Origin of the sequence: Streptomyces pallidus (ex Mingjun et al. 2026) (genome assembly GCF_051550185.1) — a bacterium.
Taxonomy (GTDB): Bacteria; Actinomycetota; Actinomycetes; order Streptomycetales; family Streptomycetaceae; genus Streptomyces.
In genome coordinates this window covers 2,011,466-2,027,230 of sequence record NZ_CP196181.1, presented here as the reverse complement: position 1 = coordinate 2,027,230, position 15,765 = coordinate 2,011,466, and the positions used below count along the sequence as shown (strand labels likewise).

The window sequence follows — 15,765 nt, the reverse complement described above, 5'->3', positions numbered from 1 at the left end:
ACATGGCCGGGCTGCTCACGCCGGCCGCGGCCGCCGACGCCCTGGCCGAGACGCTGCGCCGCGGCCTGGACCCGGAGACCTGCCCGCAGCGCGGCTCGCTGCGGGCACCGGGCGGCGAACTGCTGCTGATGCCGGCCGCGGCGGGGGCGTACGCGGGGGTGAAGATAGCCGGGGTGGCGCCCGGCAACCCGGCGCTCGGCCTGCCCCGCATCACCGGCTCGTACCTGCTGCTGGACGGTGCCACCCTGCACCCGGTCGCCCTCCTCGACGGCGCCGCCCTCACGGCCCTGCGCACCCCCGCGGTCTCGGCGCTGGCGCTGCGGTACCTGGCCCCGGAGGGGCGGCCGCTGCGGCTGGTGCTCTTCGGCAGCGGGCCGCAGGCGTACGGGCACCTCGAAGCGGTGGCCGGAGTACGTGAGCTGGCGGGGGCGGTGGTCGTCGCCCGCGATCCGGCCGGGGCCCGGAGGCTGGCGTCGCACGCGCAGGCCCTGGGCGTCCCGGCCCGTACGGGGACGGCGGCGGACGTGGCCGAGGCCGACCTGGTGGTCTGCTGCACGACGGCCCGCACCCCGCTGTTCGACGGGCGGCTGGTGCCGGCGGACGCGGTGGTCGTCGCGGTCGGCTCGCACGAGCCGGACGCCCGCGAGACGGACACGGCGCTGGTGCGGCGGTCGGCCGTGTACGTCGAGGCGCGGACGGCGGCCCTGCGCGAGGCCGGGGACCTGCTGGTGCCGGAGGCGGAGGGGGCCATCGGTCCCGGTCATATCAACGGCACCCTGGCCGACCTGGTCGCGGGCCGTATAACGCCCGGCGGGCGGCCGGGTTGTCCACAGCTCTTCAAGAGCGTGGGCATGGCCTGGGAGGATCTTGCCGTGGCGGTGGCGCTGTACGCCGCCGCCGGGGAGAACAGCGAAACGTGACATTGTACGCTGTTCCCCTGCACGTCGGTCGTGTGCGGCGCCTCGGAGGAAAAGCAATGGGTGACCTGAAGCAGCACAGTCTCATCAAGGCCCAGGAGCGGCTCCGCGACCAGGTCGGCCATGCCCTCCGAGCAGCCCTGATAGCGGGCGAACTGCGCCCCGGCAGCGTCTACTCGGCCCCCGGCCTGGCCGCCGAGCTCGGCGTCTCGGCCACCCCGGTCCGCGAGGCCATGCTCGACCTGGCCCGCGAGGGCCTGGTCGAACCCGTCCGCAACAAGGGCTTCCGCATCACCGAGGTCAGCGAGCGCGACCTGGACCAGTACACCGAACTGCGCACGATGATCGAGGTCCCGACCGTCGCCAAGGTCACCCGGATGGCGACGAAGGAGCAACTGGAGGAGCTCCGCCCCATCGCCGAGGAGATCGTCACCAGCGCCCGCGAGCACAACCTCATCGGCTACCTGGAGGCGGACCGCCGCTTCCACCTCACCCTGCTGGGCCTCGCGGGCAACGAACGCCTCGTCGAGACGGTCGGCGACCTCCGCAAGCGCTCCCGCCTCTACGGCCTGACGGGCCTGGACGAGGCCGGCAAGCTGGTCTCCTCCGCCGAGGAACACCTCGAACTCCTGGACCTGATGCTGGCGGGCGACGCGGAAGGCGCAGCGGAATGCATGCGCCGCCACCTGGGCCACGTCCGCTCCCTCTGGGCCGAAGCCCGCAACGAACCGGTGGGCCGCCCGCCCACGACGGGCCTCGGCTCCGGCCTGTAGCCGGGTCCGGCAGCCGGGGGGACTACGGGCGTCGTCGCTTGAGTTCGGGGTGGTGCCGCAGGATCAGCACGTTCATGTCCGTGACGCGCGACCTGTCCCGGGCGACCCGGGCGTCGAAGCGATCGGCGACATGTCGGGCGCACTCGACGCATGAGTCCGGCGGGACGGGCCAGCGCGGGAACAGGTCCGTCGCCGTCATCGGACGGCTCCCGCGTCGAGGACGCGGTGCATGGTTCGCACCGTGCGGGCCAAGGCCCGTGCGCGGCTCCACCCGCCGATCGGATCGTCCTCCGGCACGTCGGAGTCCGACGGGCCGCAGGCGCGCGAGCGGGCCGCGGTGATGCGGCAGACACCGAGCAGCAGGCCGCTGTTCTGCTCGGTGTGAGCGTTCTCGTTCATTCCCTACGCTTTCCTGATCTCGATGGACCCACCGGGGTTCCGGCGGGAGCTGTTCATCCGTCCCGGAACGACGCCCCCGGCTCGACAGTCGCCGGTCGCAGGGAGCGCTCCGATAGCGGCGTGCCGCCGCAGCGGGGACACTCGCACGGGGGGTAGCGGCCGGGGTCGGAGAGGATGTCGAACCGGTCTCCTTCCAGGACTCGGGTGCCCGGCAACCACGTCCGGCCCGAATCCCGAGAGACCCGCATGCTCATCAGGACGCGGGGTTCGCCGCCCAGGGCCGTCCGCTCTGTATCAGGAGTGCCCGCCAAGTCGTTCAAGGCGGTCATCCTCGGTCGCTTCGCCATGTGCAGAAGGGTTGCGGTCAGGGCCCAGGGCCGGAAAGGTCCAGCGGATTACCCAACTTGGGTAACATCACGCACGGTTGAGACCCTGAAGCGGTCCGTAGTTCTCCCCCCGGAGCGTGCCCGATGTCCGAGCCACGTCGCATGAAGGAACTACCGGCGAGTCTGCTTACCGATCCCGAGATGATCGGTGCGTGCCGCGTGCGTGACTTCGCGAAGGTCTTCCGCCTGGTCAAGGCCCGGGCGGGTATCTATCCGTCGATGATCGCGCGGCAATGCGAGCTGACACCGAGCCGTGTGGGCGAGGTCATCGCGGGCCGGCGGCAGCTTCTCCACATGGACGTGATCGAGCGGATCGCCGACGGCTTGCGCATCCCAGGACACATGCTCGGGCTTGTCCGACGGGAGTGGGAGACCCCGGCCGCGCTTGCCGTGGCCGAGCGGGATCCGGCGGTATCCGCTCACCCGTCTGCCGAGTCCAGGCCGCTTGCTGCGTTACCCGGGGTGGAGGTGGACAGCATCCTCGCTCTGGCTGCTGGGACCAATCCGAGCCCGTCCACGCTCCAGGCGCTCCGGTCCTCGATCGAAGACTACTGGCGACGCGACGACGAGCACGGAGGCGAGACCCTGCGTCCCGCAGTGGTCGGCCAGTTGCGATACGTCGAGGGGCTGCTGAAGGACCAGCGGCCGACGCCGATACAGCAAGGCCTGTACGGCATCGCCGCAGAACTGGCACGGCTCACCGGATGGACGTACTTCGACGCCCGCCAGTACCACCAGGCGCGTGCCTACTTCTCGGAGGCCCTGCAACTGGCCCGGGAAATCGACGACCACCCGTTCATGGCCAACGTCCTCGCCTGCATGAGCTTGCAAGCGACCTACCAGGAGAAGCCGGCGGATGCCCTGGCGCTGGTGTCCGCCGCCCAGGACCAGGCCCGTGCCGCGAGCGGGACGACAGCCAGGGTGCGGTCCATGCTGGCGATGCGGGAAGCGTTCGCCCACGCCGCCTTGGGCGACAAGAGAGCGACGCACACGGCGATCTCCGAAGCACACAGCCAGTTCGAGCGCATCAGACCCGAAGACCCCGACCCGGCATGGGTGACGTATTTCGATGAGGCGAAGCTCATCGTGGACACCGGCATCGCGCATGGTCGTCTTGGTGAGGCCGCCATCGCCGAACCGTTGATCGCGGATGCGCTGGAGCGGGAGGACCAGGCGCATCAGCGGGGCCGTGCCTTTCACGCCTTCTGGCTCGCCCGTACGCAGCTCCAGCAGGGCAAGGTAGACCAGGCGTGCCACACGGCGACGGAGGCGCTGGTGCCCGCCGCCGCGGTGACCTCGGAGCGGGTGGCCGGGCACCTTCGCGAGTTCTACGAGCAGCTTGCGCCGCATCGCGAGGTGCCGACCGCGGTTGCCTTCGAGGCCCGTCTGCGCGAGGTGCTACCGGTCCCGGTCAGTGAATGCCTTCATCCATGAGGACGTAGAGGAGGCCGACGAGGGAGCCGCTGCTGACGATCTCGCGGCGGTCGATCATGCCGCGGATGTTCGCCAGCGGGATCCACTCGATCCGGTCCGACTCGTTCTTCTCGGTCGGCGGCCCCTCGTACGTCGCACCGTCGGCACGGAACAGGTGGTGCTGGGAGTCCGTGATGCCGTTCGCCGGTTCGGCGTAGACGAGCGGTTTCATCGGACCCGGCCGCCAGCCGGTCTCTTCGAGCACCTCGCGGGCGGCAGCCTCGCCGGGAGTCTCGTCCGCTTCGACCAGGCCCATCGGGAGCTCCCACGCCCAAGCGTCCGTGATGAAGCGGTGGCGCCACATCATCAGAACCTCTTGGCGGTCGTTGATCACGGCGGCCACGGCCAAGTGGCGGAGCTTGACGACGTGGTGTTCCCAGCGATGGCCGTCCGGCGTCTCGACGTCGGTGAGCCACAGGTCCACCCACTTGTTCTCGTAGATCGGACGTTCCCCGTGGATCTTCCACTGCATTGCTGCGGCCCCTCTCGATCGGCCTCCAGCATCGCAGAGTTGGGATCGGGGCGCGGGTGAGGGAGTCGCAGGGGTGTGCCCGAGGGGCGCGCGCCGATCGTCTGCGTTGGGTGGGGCGGCCTCGACTCCCCATCGCCGGACCGGATTTGGACACGGCTGGATAACGGCGGGGCTGATCTCTTGTCAGTGCAATTTCACATTACTATGTTACCGGTCACATCATAGAGCGGCCCTGCACTGGAGTGACCATGACCAAGCGCACCCAACTCGCCCTCGCCACCGCCCTCGTGGCGGCCCTCGCAGTCGGCGCCTCGGGCTGCTCCGACCCCAAGAAGGGCTCCGCCGCCCCCGGCGGCGCCAACCCCGCCGCCGCCAACGACGGCAAGGTCCTCGGCGGCACCCCGGTCAAGGGCGGCACGCTCACCGTCCTGTCCAACCAGGACTTCTCCCACCTCGACCCGGCCCGCAACTGGACCATGCCGGCCATGGACTTCGGCACCCGCCTGCTCTACCGCACCCTCGTCACCTTCAGGTCCGAGCCCGGCAAGGCCGGCAGCGAGCTCGTCCCCGACCTCGCCACGGACCTCGGCACCCCCTCCAACGGCGGCCGCACCTGGACCTTCACCCTCAAGGAGGGCCTGAAGTACGAGGACGGCACCCCCATCAAGGCCCAGGACGTCAAGTACAACGTCGAGCGCTCCTTCGCCCCCGACCTCACCGGCGGCCCCGACTACGCCGCCCAGTACCTCGCCGGCGCCGAGGGCTACAAGGGCCCGCTCCAGGGGCAGCACCTGGACTCCGTCAAGGCCCCCGACGACCGGACCGTCGTCTTCGAACTCAAGCGCCCGGTCGCCGAGTTCTCCGCGACGGCCACCCTCCCCACCTTCGCGCCCGTCCCGCAGTCCCAGGAGAAGGGCACCCAGTACGACGCCCGCCCGTTCTCCTCCGGCCCGTACAAGATCGAGTCGTACGACCGCGACAAGAAGCTCGTCCTCGTCCGCAACGAGCACTGGGACCCCGGGACCGACACCGTCCGCAAGGCCTACCCGGACCGGTTCGTCGTCGTCATGGGCCTCAAGGGCGGCCAGATCGACGACCGGATCATCGCCTCCGAGGGCGCCGACGCCTCCGCCGTGGAGTACTCCAACATGCGCCCGGAGAGCGCCCCCAAGGTGCTGCCCAAGCCGGAGGTCAAGTCCCGCCTGCTCGCCGAGTCCCAGGGCTGCACCACGATGCTGCACCTCAACAACTCCCGGGCCCCCTTCAACGACCCCAAGGTCCGCGAGGCCATGCACTACGCCCTCGACAAGGAGGCCGTCATCACCGCGGCCGGCGGCCCGGCCCTCAACGAGGTCGCCACCGCCTACCTGCCGCCCGCCCTCACCGGCGGCAAGCAGGCCGACACCCTGAAGACCGCCCCGGCCGGCGACCCCGCCAAGGCCAAGGAACTCCTCAAGGCCGCCGGCAAGGAGACCCTCAAGGTCTCCCTCGCCGTCTCCACCGGCGACAAGGGCCGCGCCGAAGCCATCCAGCAGGGGCTGGCCCGCGCCGGCGTCGAGGTCGTCATCGACACCGTCGACCCGGGCGCCTACTACGACGTCATCGGCGACCTGTCCACCACCCCGGACATGACCTTCACCGGCTGGTGCCCCGACTACCCGTCCGGCTCCACCTGGATCCCGTTCGTCTTCGACGGACGGACCATCAAGGAGAAGGGCAACCAGGGCAACTACAGCCAGTTCCGCGACGAGGCCGTGCAGAAGCGGATCGACGAGATCAACGCCATGTCCGACGCCAAGCAGGCCAACCAGGCCTGGATCGACCTCGACGCCGAGATCATGAAGAAGGCCCCCTCCATCCCGGTCCTGCTGGAGCGCAAGCCCCTCCTCGTCGGTACCAACATCGCCGGCGCCTACGGCCACCCCGTGTGGACCGGCACCATCGACTACGCGACCGTCGGCCTCAAGGACCCCTCGAAGGGCCAGGGCTGAGCGGGCCCCGGCCCCCGGCTCCCGGAACCGGCCAGGACCCAACGCCATGACCGCCCCCGCCCCCGCCCCCGGCACCGCCGTGCCGCCGCCCGCCCCCGCGACGGCCTCCGACCTTCCCCCGGGCAGCAGCCCCTGGCAGCTCGCCCGACGGGAACTGCGCCGCCGACCCGCCGTCCGCGTCAGCCTCTGCGTCGTCCTCCTCTTCGTCCTGATGGCCGCCACCGCGCCCTGGCTCAGCGCCCTGGGCGGCTGGTCCCCGGAGGAGTTCGACAAGTCCGCCGTCGACCCCTACCTGGGCGGTCAGCCGCTCGGCTCCCTCGGCGGGATCAGCCCCGAGCACTGGCTCGGCGTCGAACCCGTCACCGGCCGCGACCTGTTCGCCCGCGTCGTCACCGGCGCCCAGGTCTCCCTGCTCATCGCCTTCGCCGCGACCGCCATCGTCGTCGTCACCGGCACCGCCGCCGGGATCGCCGCCGGCTACTTCGGCGGCCGCACCGACACCGTCCTGTCCCGCCTGATGGACCTCACGATGTCCTTCCCGTCCCTCATCTTCATGATCGCGATGCTGTCGGTGGCCAAGGACGTCAACCGCATCGCCCTCATGACCGCCGTCATCGGCGTCTTCGGCTGGCCCGGCGTCGCCCGCGTCGTCCGCGGCCAGACCCTCTCCCTCAAACACCGCGAGTACGTCGACGCCGCCCGCGTCGGCGGCTCCGGCTCCTGGCGGATCCTCACCCGCGACGTCCTGCCCGGGGTCTCGGGTCCGGTCATCGCCTACACCACCCTGCTCATCCCCGGCATGATCAGCACCGAGGCCGCGCTCAGCTACCTCGGCGTGGGCGTCCGCCCGCCCACCCCGTCCTGGGGCCAGATGATCGCCGAGTCCGTCGCCTTCTACGAGACCGACCCGATGTACTTCATCATCCCGAGCGTCTTCCTCTTCCTCGCCGTCCTGGCGTTCACCCTGCTCGGGGACGCCCTGCGCGACATCCTCGACCCGCGGGGAGGCCGCAGTTGATCCTCTACCTCGCGCGCCGGCTGCTCGCCCTCGCGGGCGTGCTGCTCGCCATCGCCGCCGTCACGTTCCTCATCTTCTACGTGCTGCCCTCCGACCCGGCCGCGGCCGCCTGCGGCAAGACCTGCAGCCCGGAGCGCCTCGCCGACGTCCGCGCCTACCTGGGCCTGGACCAGCCGCTGTGGCGCCAGTTCGGTGACTTCCTCACCGGCATCTTCACCGGCCGCACCCTCGGCACCGGCCAGTACGCCGTCCGCTGCGACTTCCCCTGCCTGGGCTACTCGTACGAGAACTCCCTGCCCGTCTGGGACCTGCTGATGGACCGCCTCCCGGTCTCCGCCTCCCTCGCCCTCGGCGCCGCCGTGCTGTGGCTCCTGCTCGGCCTCGGCGCCGGCGTCACCGCCGCTCTGCGCAAGGACACCGCCACCGACAAGGCCCTCATGGTCGGCGCCGTCGCCGCCGCCTCCCTCCCCGTCTACTTCACCTCCGTGATGCTCATCTACGGGGTGATCCGCATCGCCGGGCTGCTGCCGTACCCCAGCTACCAGGCCCTCACCGACGACCCGCTCGGCTGGGCAGCCAACCTGCTGCTCCCCTGGACCGCCCTCGCCCTGCTGTACGCCGCCATGTACGCCCGCCAGAGCCGCGGATCCATGATCGAGGCGATGGCCGAGCCGTACATCCGCACCGCCCGCGCCAAGGGCATGCCCGAGCGCACCGTCGTCGTCAAGCACGGCCTGCGCTCCGGGATGACGCCCATCCTGACCATCTTCGGCATGGACCTCGGCGGCCTCCTCGCCGGCGCCGTCATCACCGAGTCCATCTTCGGACTCCCCGGAATCGGGCGGCTGTTCTACGGGGCCCTCGTCAGCTCCGACCAGCCCGTCGTCCTCGGAGTCACCCTGCTCGCCGCCTTCTTCATCGTCGTCGCCAATCTCGTCGTCGACCTCCTGTACGCCGTCGTCGACCCGAGGGTGAGGTACTGATGACCGCCCCCGCGGCCCCCGCCGCCCCCCAGGACCCCGCAGCCCCCGGCGCGCCGCTGCTGGAGGTCCGCGACCTGACCGTCACGTTCACCACCGCGCGCGGCCCCGTACGCGCCGTCGACTCGCTCGGCTTCACGGTCGCGGCCGGCCGGACCCTCGGCATCGTCGGCGAGTCCGGCTCCGGCAAGTCGGTCACCTCGCTCGCCGTCATGGGCCTGCACCGCGGCGCCGAGGTCACCGGCTCCGTCCGGCTCGCCGGCCGGGAGCTCACCGCGATGTCGGAGAAGGAGCTCTCCCGGCTGCGCGGCCGGAAGATGGCCATGATCTTCCAGGACCCGCTGTCCAGCCTCCATCCCTACTACACGGTCGGCGAGCAGATCTCCGAGCACGTCCGCGTCCACTTCGGGGCGGGCCGGGCCGCCGCCCGCCGGCGGGCCGTGGAGATGCTCGGCGAGGTCGGCATCCCGGAGCCGGCCCGCCGGGCCCGCGAGTACCCGCACCAGTTCTCCGGCGGCATGCGCCAGCGCGCGATGATCGCCATGGCGCTGGCCTGCGAGCCCGACCTGCTCATCGCGGACGAACCCACCACCGCCCTGGACGTCACCGTCCAGGCGCAGATCCTCGAACTCCTCGCCCGCCTCCAGCAGGAACGCGGCCTCGGCATCATCATGATCACCCACGACCTGGGCGTCGTCGCCCGCGTCGCCCACGAGGTGCTCGTCATGTACGGCGGCCGGGCCGCCGAACGGGCGGGCGTCGACGAGCTGTTCGCCGATCCCGCCCACCCCTACACCCGGGGCCTGCTCGACTCCATGCCGCGCCTCGGCGACAACGCGGACGGCGCCGACGACCAGCCGCTGCGGGCCATCCCGGGCTCCCCGCCCTCACTCCTCACGCCCGCCCCCGGCTGCGCCTTCGCCCCGCGCTGCTCGCAGGCCGCCGCGCCCTGCACCGGCGAGCGCCCGGCCCTCCGCGCGTACGGGGACCGGCCCGGCCGCTCGGTGGCCTGCCACTTCGCCGGATCCCCCACCCCCGAGGAGGCGGCCCGATGACCACTCCCACCCACACCCCCGCCGAGACCCCCGGGGCGCCGCGCACCCCCGTGGACACCGGGCCCGCGGCCCTGCTGTCCGTACGCGACCTGACCATGGCCTTCCCCGGCCGGCGGTCCGCGAGCGGGCGCCGGGGCGCACCCGTCCGGGCCGTCGACGGGGTCTCCTTCGACCTGGCTGCGGGCGAGACCCTCGGCCTGGTCGGCGAGTCGGGCTGCGGCAAGTCCACCACCGGCCGGATGCTGGTCCGGCTGCTGGAGCCCACCTCGGGCAGCGTCACCTTCGACGGCCGCGACATCACCCGGCTCTCGCAGCGGGCCCTGCGGCCGCTGCGCCGGCACGTCCAGATGGTCTTCCAGGACCCGCACTCCTCCCTCAACCCCCGCCAGACGGTGGCCCGGATCATCTCCGACCCGCTGCTGGTGCAGGGCTGGACGGCGGCCGACGCCCGGCGCCGGGCGGCCGAGCTGATGGACCTGGTCGGGCTGATCCCGGAGCACATCGACCGCTACCCGCACGAGTTCTCCGGCGGCCAGGCCCAGCGCATCGGGATCGCCCGGTCCCTGGCCACCAGCCCCCGGCTGGTCGTCGCCGACGAGCCCGTCTCGGCGCTCGACGTCTCCGTCCAGGCCCAGATCGTCAACCTGATGGAGCGGCTGCGGGCGGAGCTGGGGCTGGCGTACGTGTTCATCGCGCACGACCTGTCCGTGGTGAAGCGGGTCAGCGACCGGGTCGCCGTCATGTACCTGGGCCGGATCGTCGAGATCGGCGAGAAGCGCGCCCTGTACGAGAACCCCCAGCACCCGTACACGCGGGCGCTGCTGTCCGCCGTACCGCTGCCGGACCCGGCGGCCGAGCGGCGGCGGGAACGGATCGTGCTGCTCGGGGACCCGCCGAGCCCGGCCGCGCCGCCGCCGGGCTGCACCTTCCATCCGCGCTGTCCGAAGGCGCAGGAGGTGTGCCGCACCGAGCGGCCGCTGCTGCGGATCGCCGCCTCCCGCGAGGTGGCCTGCCACTTCCCGGGGGACTGACGGGGATCCCGGGAAGGGGAGGGCCCCGCGGCCGACACGATCGGCTGCGGGGCCCTTCGCCGTGCCCGGCGTCCGCGCCCGGCGCCGTGGTCCGGCGCCGGGCGCGGGGCTCAGCCGGCGAGTTCCCGGCGGAAGAACTCCAGCTCCAGCGCCATGAGCTTCTCCCGGGTGCCGTCCGGGGTCATGTGCGTGACCCCGGGCAGGGCCAGCAGTTGGTGGGGGCGGCCCGCGTCCGTCAGCGCCCGGGACAGGCGCAGGGTGTGCGAGGGGTGGACGTTGTCGTCGGCCAGGCCCGTCATCAGCAGCAGCGGCCGGGTCAGCTTGGGGGCGTCGGGGATCAGCGAGTCCCGCTCGTAGACTTCAGGGTGCTCCTGGGGCAGGCCGAGGTAGCGCTCGGTGTACGCGGTGTCGTAGTGGCGGAAGTCGGTGGGGGCGGCGCCGGCGGCGGCCGCGTGGAAGACGTCCGGGCGGCGGAGCACGGCGAGCGCGGCCAGGTAGCCGCCGTACGACCAGCCGCGCACCCCGACCCGGCCGAGGTCGAGGTCGCGGTGGCGGGCGCCGAGCGCCTGCAGGGCGGCGACCTGGTCCTCCAGGGTGACCTCGGAGAACCCGCGGTACATGGCGTGGGTGAACGCGGGGGAGACGTACGGGGTCCCGCGGTTGTCGACGGTCACCACCGCGAAGCCCTGGTCGGCCCACCACTGGCGGTGCTGCCAGCGGCGCGGCTCGGCGCTGACGTCCTGGAAGCCGGGGCCGCCGTACCCGTCCACGAGCACCGGAAGCCGCTGCCCGGGGACGTGGCCGCGGGGCAGCACCAGCGCGGTGGGCACCCCGTGCTCGGTGACCCGCTCCAGTACGGGGGCCACCCGCCAGGGCAGCGGCGCCGCGTGGTCGGCCGGGGTGAACTCGCGCCCGTCGGGGGTGCGCACGGTGCGGCGTACGCCCTCGCGGCCGGCGGCGGTCAGCAGCAGCGTCCCGGCGGAGGCGAGGACGGAGTGCACGGTGGGGACGTCGGGGTCGTCGGCGAGCACGTCGAAGCCGCCGGTGTCCGGGTCGATCAGCAGCACCTGCTGCTCGGCGGGGTCGCGCAGCCCGGCCTCGACCAGCAGCCGGCCTTGGTGGACGCCGGCGAAGCAGCGGACCTGGACCCCGTCGCCGGTGAGCCGGCGGCCGTCGAGGGCCAGGGTCCGGGCGGCCCCGTCGGCGGTGTCGGCGGCGGTGAGCATGCGCCCGTCGGGGAGCCGGGCCGGGGTGCCGGGCAGCAGCGGGTCGACCCACTGGGGGTGGGTGGTGCGCGACAGCTCCCGCGTGCGGCCGGTGGCGGGGTCGGCGCGGAGCAGCAGGACGCACCTCTGGAGCCGGTCCTGGACGGTCAGCAGGACCTCCTCGGACGACTCCCAGGAGGCGTCGGAGACGTACGGGAAGCGCTCGGCGTCCCAGTCGAGCCGGACCCGGTGGCCGCCCGGCCCGAGGACCCACAGTTGGACGTCCGCGTTGGGCCCGCCCGCCTCGGGGTACGCGAAGTCCTCGGGCGGCAGCTCGGGGTGCGCGGGGTCGGCGAAGTGGCGCCGCTGGAGGGCGGTCTCGTCGACGCGGGCGGCCAGCAGGGTGACCCCGTCGGGGGACCACCAGTGGCCCCGGGAGCGGCCGAGCTCCTCGGCGGCGGCGAACTCGGCGACGCCCCAGCGGGCCCCGTCGTCGGGGCTGACCCGCCCGCCGGGGGCGGTGTACAGGGCGTCGTCGGTGACGTAGGCGACGCGGGAGCCGTCGGTGTTGGGGCGGGGGTCGAAGACGGGCCCGGCGGCGGGCACCTCTCGGGGCTGCCGGGCGGCTCCGGCTGCGGCTCCGGCGGCTCCGGCGGCGGCCGGCTGCGCCTCGGCCTCGTAGGCGACGGTGAACAGCCGCCCGTGGAGGGCGAAGACGGCGCACCGCCCGTCGCCGGAGAGCGCGTACGAGCCGATCCCGGCGGCGGTGAGCCGGGTCCGCTCGCGCAGCCGCCGCTCGGCGACGGGGAGCGGTCCGGGTCCGGGGGCGAGTTCGCGCGGGTCGGCGAGCAGCGTTTCGGCGCCGGTGGCGGTGTCCAGGATCCAGAGTGAGTCGTGGGCGTCGGCGGGGCCGGAGGAGCGCAGGAACCAGAGGAGCCGGCCGTCGTCGCCGAAGGAGAAAGCGCGCGGGGCGCCGTACGTGAAGCGGGCCGTACGGGCGGAGAGCCTGAGGAAGTCGTCCATGGCCGGCAGTGTGCCATGTGAAATGGCACACTGCACACACCGTACGAGACGTACTCCATTGGAGTGGTGCGCCGGTGCCAGCAGGTTTAGCGTCGGGAGCGTGGACGCGAACGCTTCGCCGACCGGCAAGGGGACCGACGGCGCGGTCCGCGGGAACGGGAGCGGGCTCGCACTCTTCGTCATCGGCTCGTGCCAGCTCATGGTCGTTCTCGACATCACCATCGTGAACATCGCGCTGCCGCACATCCAGACCTCGCTCGGCTTCTCCACCGAGAGCCTGTCGTGGGTCGTGAGCGCCTACACCCTCGCCTTCGGCGGGCTGCTGCTCCTCGGCGGCCGCACGGGCGACATCCTCGGCCGCAAACGGGTCTTCGTCTTCGGCGTCCTGCTCTTCGGGCTGGCCTCGCTGCTCGGCGGACTCGCCCAGAACGAGGCCCAGTTGCTGGGCGCCCGGGCGCTCCAGGGGGTCGGCGGGGCCGTCGCCTCCCCGACCGCGCTCGCCCTGATCACCACCACCTTCCGCGAAGGCCCCTCCCGCAACCGGGCGTTCGGCGTGTTCGCCGGGGTCTCCGCGGCCGGCGGCGCGATCGGGCTGCTGGCCGGCGGCGTCCTCGTCGAATGGCTCGACTGGCGCTGGGTGTTCTTCGTCAACGTCCCCATCGCCCTGGTCGTCGGCACCCTCGCCACCAGGGTCCTGCACGAGTCCGCGCGCCATCCAGGGCACTTCGACCTGGCCGGCGCCCTGCTGTCCACCGTCGGCATGGTCTCGCTCGTCTACGGGTTCATCCGCGCGGCCCAGGACGGCTGGCGCGACCCGTTCACCCTGGCCTCCTTCGGCACGGCCGTGGTCCTGCTGACCCTGTTCGTCGTCAACGAACGCCGCTCGGTCCAGCCGATCACCCCGCTGCACATGTTCGCCGACCGCAACCGGGCCGGCACCTACGGGACCATGCTCTTCCTCGCCTGCGCGATCTTCGGCATGTTCTTCTTCCTGACCCTGTTCGTGCAGAACGTGCTGGGCTTCAGCCCGCTCCGGGCCGGGCTCGCCTTCCTGCCGGTGAGCGTGATCATCGCCATCGCCGCGGGCGTCACCTCGCGGCTGCTGCCCGCGTTCGGGCCGAAGCCCTTCATGGTGGGCGGCGCCCTGTCCTGCTCGGTCGGCCTGGGCTGGCTGACGCAGATCGACGTCCACTCCGGCTACTTCGGCAGCATCTTCGGCCCGATGCTGTTCTTCGGCCTCGGCATGGGCCTGCAGTTCGTGTCCCTGACCCTGATGGCGCTGTCGGACGTCGCCGAGCGCGAGTCCGGTGCGGCGTCCGGCCTGCTCAACACCACCCAGCAGGTCGGAGGGTCGCTCGGCCTGTCCGTCCTCGTCACCGTCTTCGGCACGGCCAGCCGCAACGACGCCCCCGCCCAGGTCGCGGACTTCATGGCCACCGCCACCCCGGCGCAGCAGGTCGCCTTCCGGCGCACCGGCCGGCTCCCGGACCCGTGGGGCGACGTGGTCCTCACCGCGGGAGTCAGCGCCGCCTTCGTGGTCGCGACCGCGTTCACCCTGGTGGGAGCGGCCATCGCGCTGTTCGCGATCCGGGTCCGCCCGGCCGACCTCGCACGTCTGAAGGGCCACCAGACGACGACGGCCGCCTGAACGCCCCGAGCGCGTCCGCATGCGGCCGCGGGCGGGGTTCGCCACACTGGCCCTGACGTGAACGCTGACCCCGCACCGGCCGCCCCCGACCGGCCGGCGCGCCGCGACCGGCGGCCCGCCCAGCTGCTCCGGCCCTCGGCATGGCTGCCCCCGCTCGCCGCATGGCTGCTCTCCAACGTCGTCACCTGGCTGGTCGCGGCGGCCTCCGTGGCCGGCGACGGGTCCGCCGTCTCCTACTGGTCCACGGGAAGCCGCCGCCGCTGGGACTCCGAGCACTACCTGTCCATCGCCAGGACCGGCTACGAGCTGTTCCGGTGCCGGGAACGCCACCCGGACTTCCCCGACGTCCTGTGCGGGAACGCCGCCTGGTTCCCCGGCTACCCCATGGCGGTCCGGGTGCTGTCCGCCACCGGGCTCTCCTACGAGACCGCCGCCGTGGTCGTCACCGAGGCGGCGCTGCTCGGGATCTTCGCCGTGCTGTGGTGGCTGATGGGCGCCCGCCCCACCTGGGCCACCGGCCTCACCCTCGCCGTCGGCGCGGTCTTCCCGGGCGGCGTCTACTTCCACGCGATGTTCCCGATCGCCCTCGGCACACTGGCGCTGCTCGTCTGCACCGCCGGGGTGAAGCGCGGCTCCTGGCCGCTGGCCGCCGCCGGCGGCTTCGTGGCCGCGGCCTGCCACCTGGTCGGCGCGGCCGCCGTCGTCGCCATGCTGCTGCTGAGCGCGTTCTTCGCCTGGCCCGGGGACACCCGGCCGGTGCGGTGCGCCAAGGCCGGGCTGGCGGCGGCCGTCGCCGCCTGCGGCGTGCTCTGGGCCAAGTGGCTGATGTGGCGGGCCACGGGCCGCTGGGACGCGTACGAGGCCATCCAGGCCTCCAGTTACGGGCAGGGCGGCCTGCGCCAGCCCTTCACCGAGATGCGGAAGTCCTACGACTTCCCGTTCGGCCGCTGGTACACCCCCGAGGGGCGGCTGCCGTGGCTGGTCGACCACGCCCTCGCCGCCCACCGGCCCCAGTTCTGGCTGAACGCGGCCCTCGTCCTGCTCGTGGCCGCCGCGGCCGTGCTCCGGCTCGTCCGGGACCGCCGGCTCGCGGTCGAGGAGTGGGCCGCCCTGGTCCTGACCGTGGTGATCTTCCTGGTTCCGTTCTTCGCGGGCGCCGAGATGTCCTGGTACCGCAACCACGCGCAGATGTTCGTCGGGCTGGTGCTCGTCAAGGAGCTGCCCCGGTGGCTCCAGGCGCTCCTGCTGGTGTGCTGCCTCGTCCAGTACGCCCTGCTGGGGGCGATGTTCTTCGCGGGGGTGCTGGTGTAGCCGGGCGGCGCCCCCGACGCTCAGCCGGCGCCCCCGACGCTCAGCCGGTGAGGTCCGCACGCAGGCGGGCCGCGTCCCCAGGG

General features: G+C 72.7%; 14 protein-coding genes. 10 read left to right on the top strand and 4 right to left on the bottom strand.

Annotation, left to right across the window (positions count from 1 at the left end; all coding sequences use genetic code 11):
- Window positions 1-2: 2 nt before the first annotated feature.
- Window positions 3-920 (top strand): ornithine cyclodeaminase family protein, encoded by a 918-nt coding sequence (locus tag ACSHWO_RS08725; protein WP_438319018.1) that lies wholly within the window; start codon window positions 3-5, stop codon window positions 918-920.
- Window positions 921-976: 56 nt separating this feature from the next.
- Window positions 977-1,690 (top strand): GntR family transcriptional regulator, encoded by a 714-nt coding sequence (locus ACSHWO_RS08720; RefSeq protein WP_438310943.1) that lies wholly within the window; start codon window positions 977-979, stop codon window positions 1,688-1,690.
- A gap of 22 nt (window positions 1,691-1,712) precedes the next feature.
- On the opposite strand, the gene ACSHWO_RS08715 is transcribed toward ACSHWO_RS08720, so the two are convergent.
- Window positions 1,713-1,889: a hypothetical protein gene (locus tag ACSHWO_RS08715; protein ID WP_438310941.1), complete on the bottom strand. Its 177-nt coding sequence runs from the start codon at window positions 1,887-1,889 to the stop codon at window positions 1,713-1,715.
- On the bottom strand, window positions 1,886-2,089 hold the full coding sequence (locus tag ACSHWO_RS08710) for a hypothetical protein (protein ID WP_438310939.1): 204 nt from the start codon (window positions 2,087-2,089) through the stop codon (window positions 1,886-1,888). The genes ACSHWO_RS08715 and ACSHWO_RS08710 overlap by 4 nt, the downstream gene beginning before the upstream one ends.
- A 470-nt stretch (window positions 2,090-2,559) precedes the next feature.
- Between ACSHWO_RS08710 and ACSHWO_RS08705 the strand changes: the two genes are divergently transcribed.
- A complete protein-coding gene (locus ACSHWO_RS08705; protein WP_438310938.1) occupies window positions 2,560-3,909 on the top strand; it encodes a hypothetical protein in 1,350 nt (449 codons plus the stop codon).
- Here the strand turns inward: ACSHWO_RS08705 and ACSHWO_RS08700 are convergent.
- Window positions 3,887-4,420, bottom strand: coding sequence for an NUDIX hydrolase (locus ACSHWO_RS08700; protein WP_438310935.1), 534 nt, complete (start codon window positions 4,418-4,420; stop codon window positions 3,887-3,889). The two genes, ACSHWO_RS08705 and ACSHWO_RS08700, sit on opposite strands and share 23 nt — an antisense overlap.
- A gap of 248 nt (window positions 4,421-4,668) precedes the next feature.
- Between ACSHWO_RS08700 and ACSHWO_RS08695 the strand changes: the two genes are divergently transcribed.
- From ACSHWO_RS08695 to ACSHWO_RS08675, 5 genes are read left to right on the top strand one after another with little or no spacing between them, the layout of a single operon-like run.
- Window positions 4,669-6,411 (top strand): ABC transporter substrate-binding protein, encoded by a 1,743-nt coding sequence (locus tag ACSHWO_RS08695; protein WP_438310932.1) that lies wholly within the window; start codon window positions 4,669-4,671, stop codon window positions 6,409-6,411.
- Window positions 6,412-6,457: 46 nt separating this feature from the next.
- Window positions 6,458-7,429, top strand: coding sequence for an ABC transporter permease (locus ACSHWO_RS08690; protein WP_385805401.1), 972 nt, complete (start codon window positions 6,458-6,460; stop codon window positions 7,427-7,429).
- Window positions 7,426-8,412 carry an ABC transporter permease gene (locus ACSHWO_RS08685; RefSeq protein ID WP_385805400.1) on the top strand — a complete coding sequence of 329 codons (987 nt, stop codon included), beginning with the start codon at window positions 7,426-7,428 and terminating at the stop codon, window positions 8,410-8,412. Before ACSHWO_RS08690 ends, ACSHWO_RS08685 begins: the two co-directional genes overlap by 4 nt.
- Window positions 8,412-9,464 carry an ABC transporter ATP-binding protein gene (locus ACSHWO_RS08680; protein ID WP_438310928.1) on the top strand — a complete coding sequence of 351 codons (1,053 nt, stop codon included), beginning with the start codon at window positions 8,412-8,414 and terminating at the stop codon, window positions 9,462-9,464. The genes ACSHWO_RS08685 and ACSHWO_RS08680 overlap by 1 nt, the downstream gene beginning before the upstream one ends.
- Window positions 9,461-10,495, top strand: a complete 1,035-nt coding sequence (locus ACSHWO_RS08675; protein WP_385805398.1) for an ABC transporter ATP-binding protein — start codon at window positions 9,461-9,463, stop codon at window positions 10,493-10,495. Before ACSHWO_RS08680 ends, ACSHWO_RS08675 begins: the two co-directional genes overlap by 4 nt.
- 110 nt (window positions 10,496-10,605) lie before the next feature.
- Here the strand turns inward: ACSHWO_RS08675 and ACSHWO_RS08670 are convergent, their stop codons facing one another.
- Window positions 10,606-12,723, bottom strand: coding sequence for a prolyl oligopeptidase family serine peptidase (locus tag ACSHWO_RS08670; RefSeq protein WP_438310926.1), 2,118 nt, complete (start codon window positions 12,721-12,723; stop codon window positions 10,606-10,608).
- Between the two features lie 100 nt (window positions 12,724-12,823).
- Here ACSHWO_RS08670 and ACSHWO_RS08665 point away from each other — a divergent pair, with 100 nt between their 5' ends.
- Window positions 12,824-14,371 carry an MFS transporter gene (locus ACSHWO_RS08665; protein WP_361089495.1) on the top strand — a complete coding sequence of 516 codons (1,548 nt, stop codon included), beginning with the start codon at window positions 12,824-12,826 and terminating at the stop codon, window positions 14,369-14,371.
- 57 nt (window positions 14,372-14,428) lie between these two features.
- Complete coding sequence (locus ACSHWO_RS08660; RefSeq protein WP_438310923.1) at window positions 14,429-15,682, top strand: hypothetical protein; 1,254 nt, start codon at window positions 14,429-14,431, stop codon at window positions 15,680-15,682.
- Window positions 15,683-15,765 lie beyond the last annotated feature (83 nt).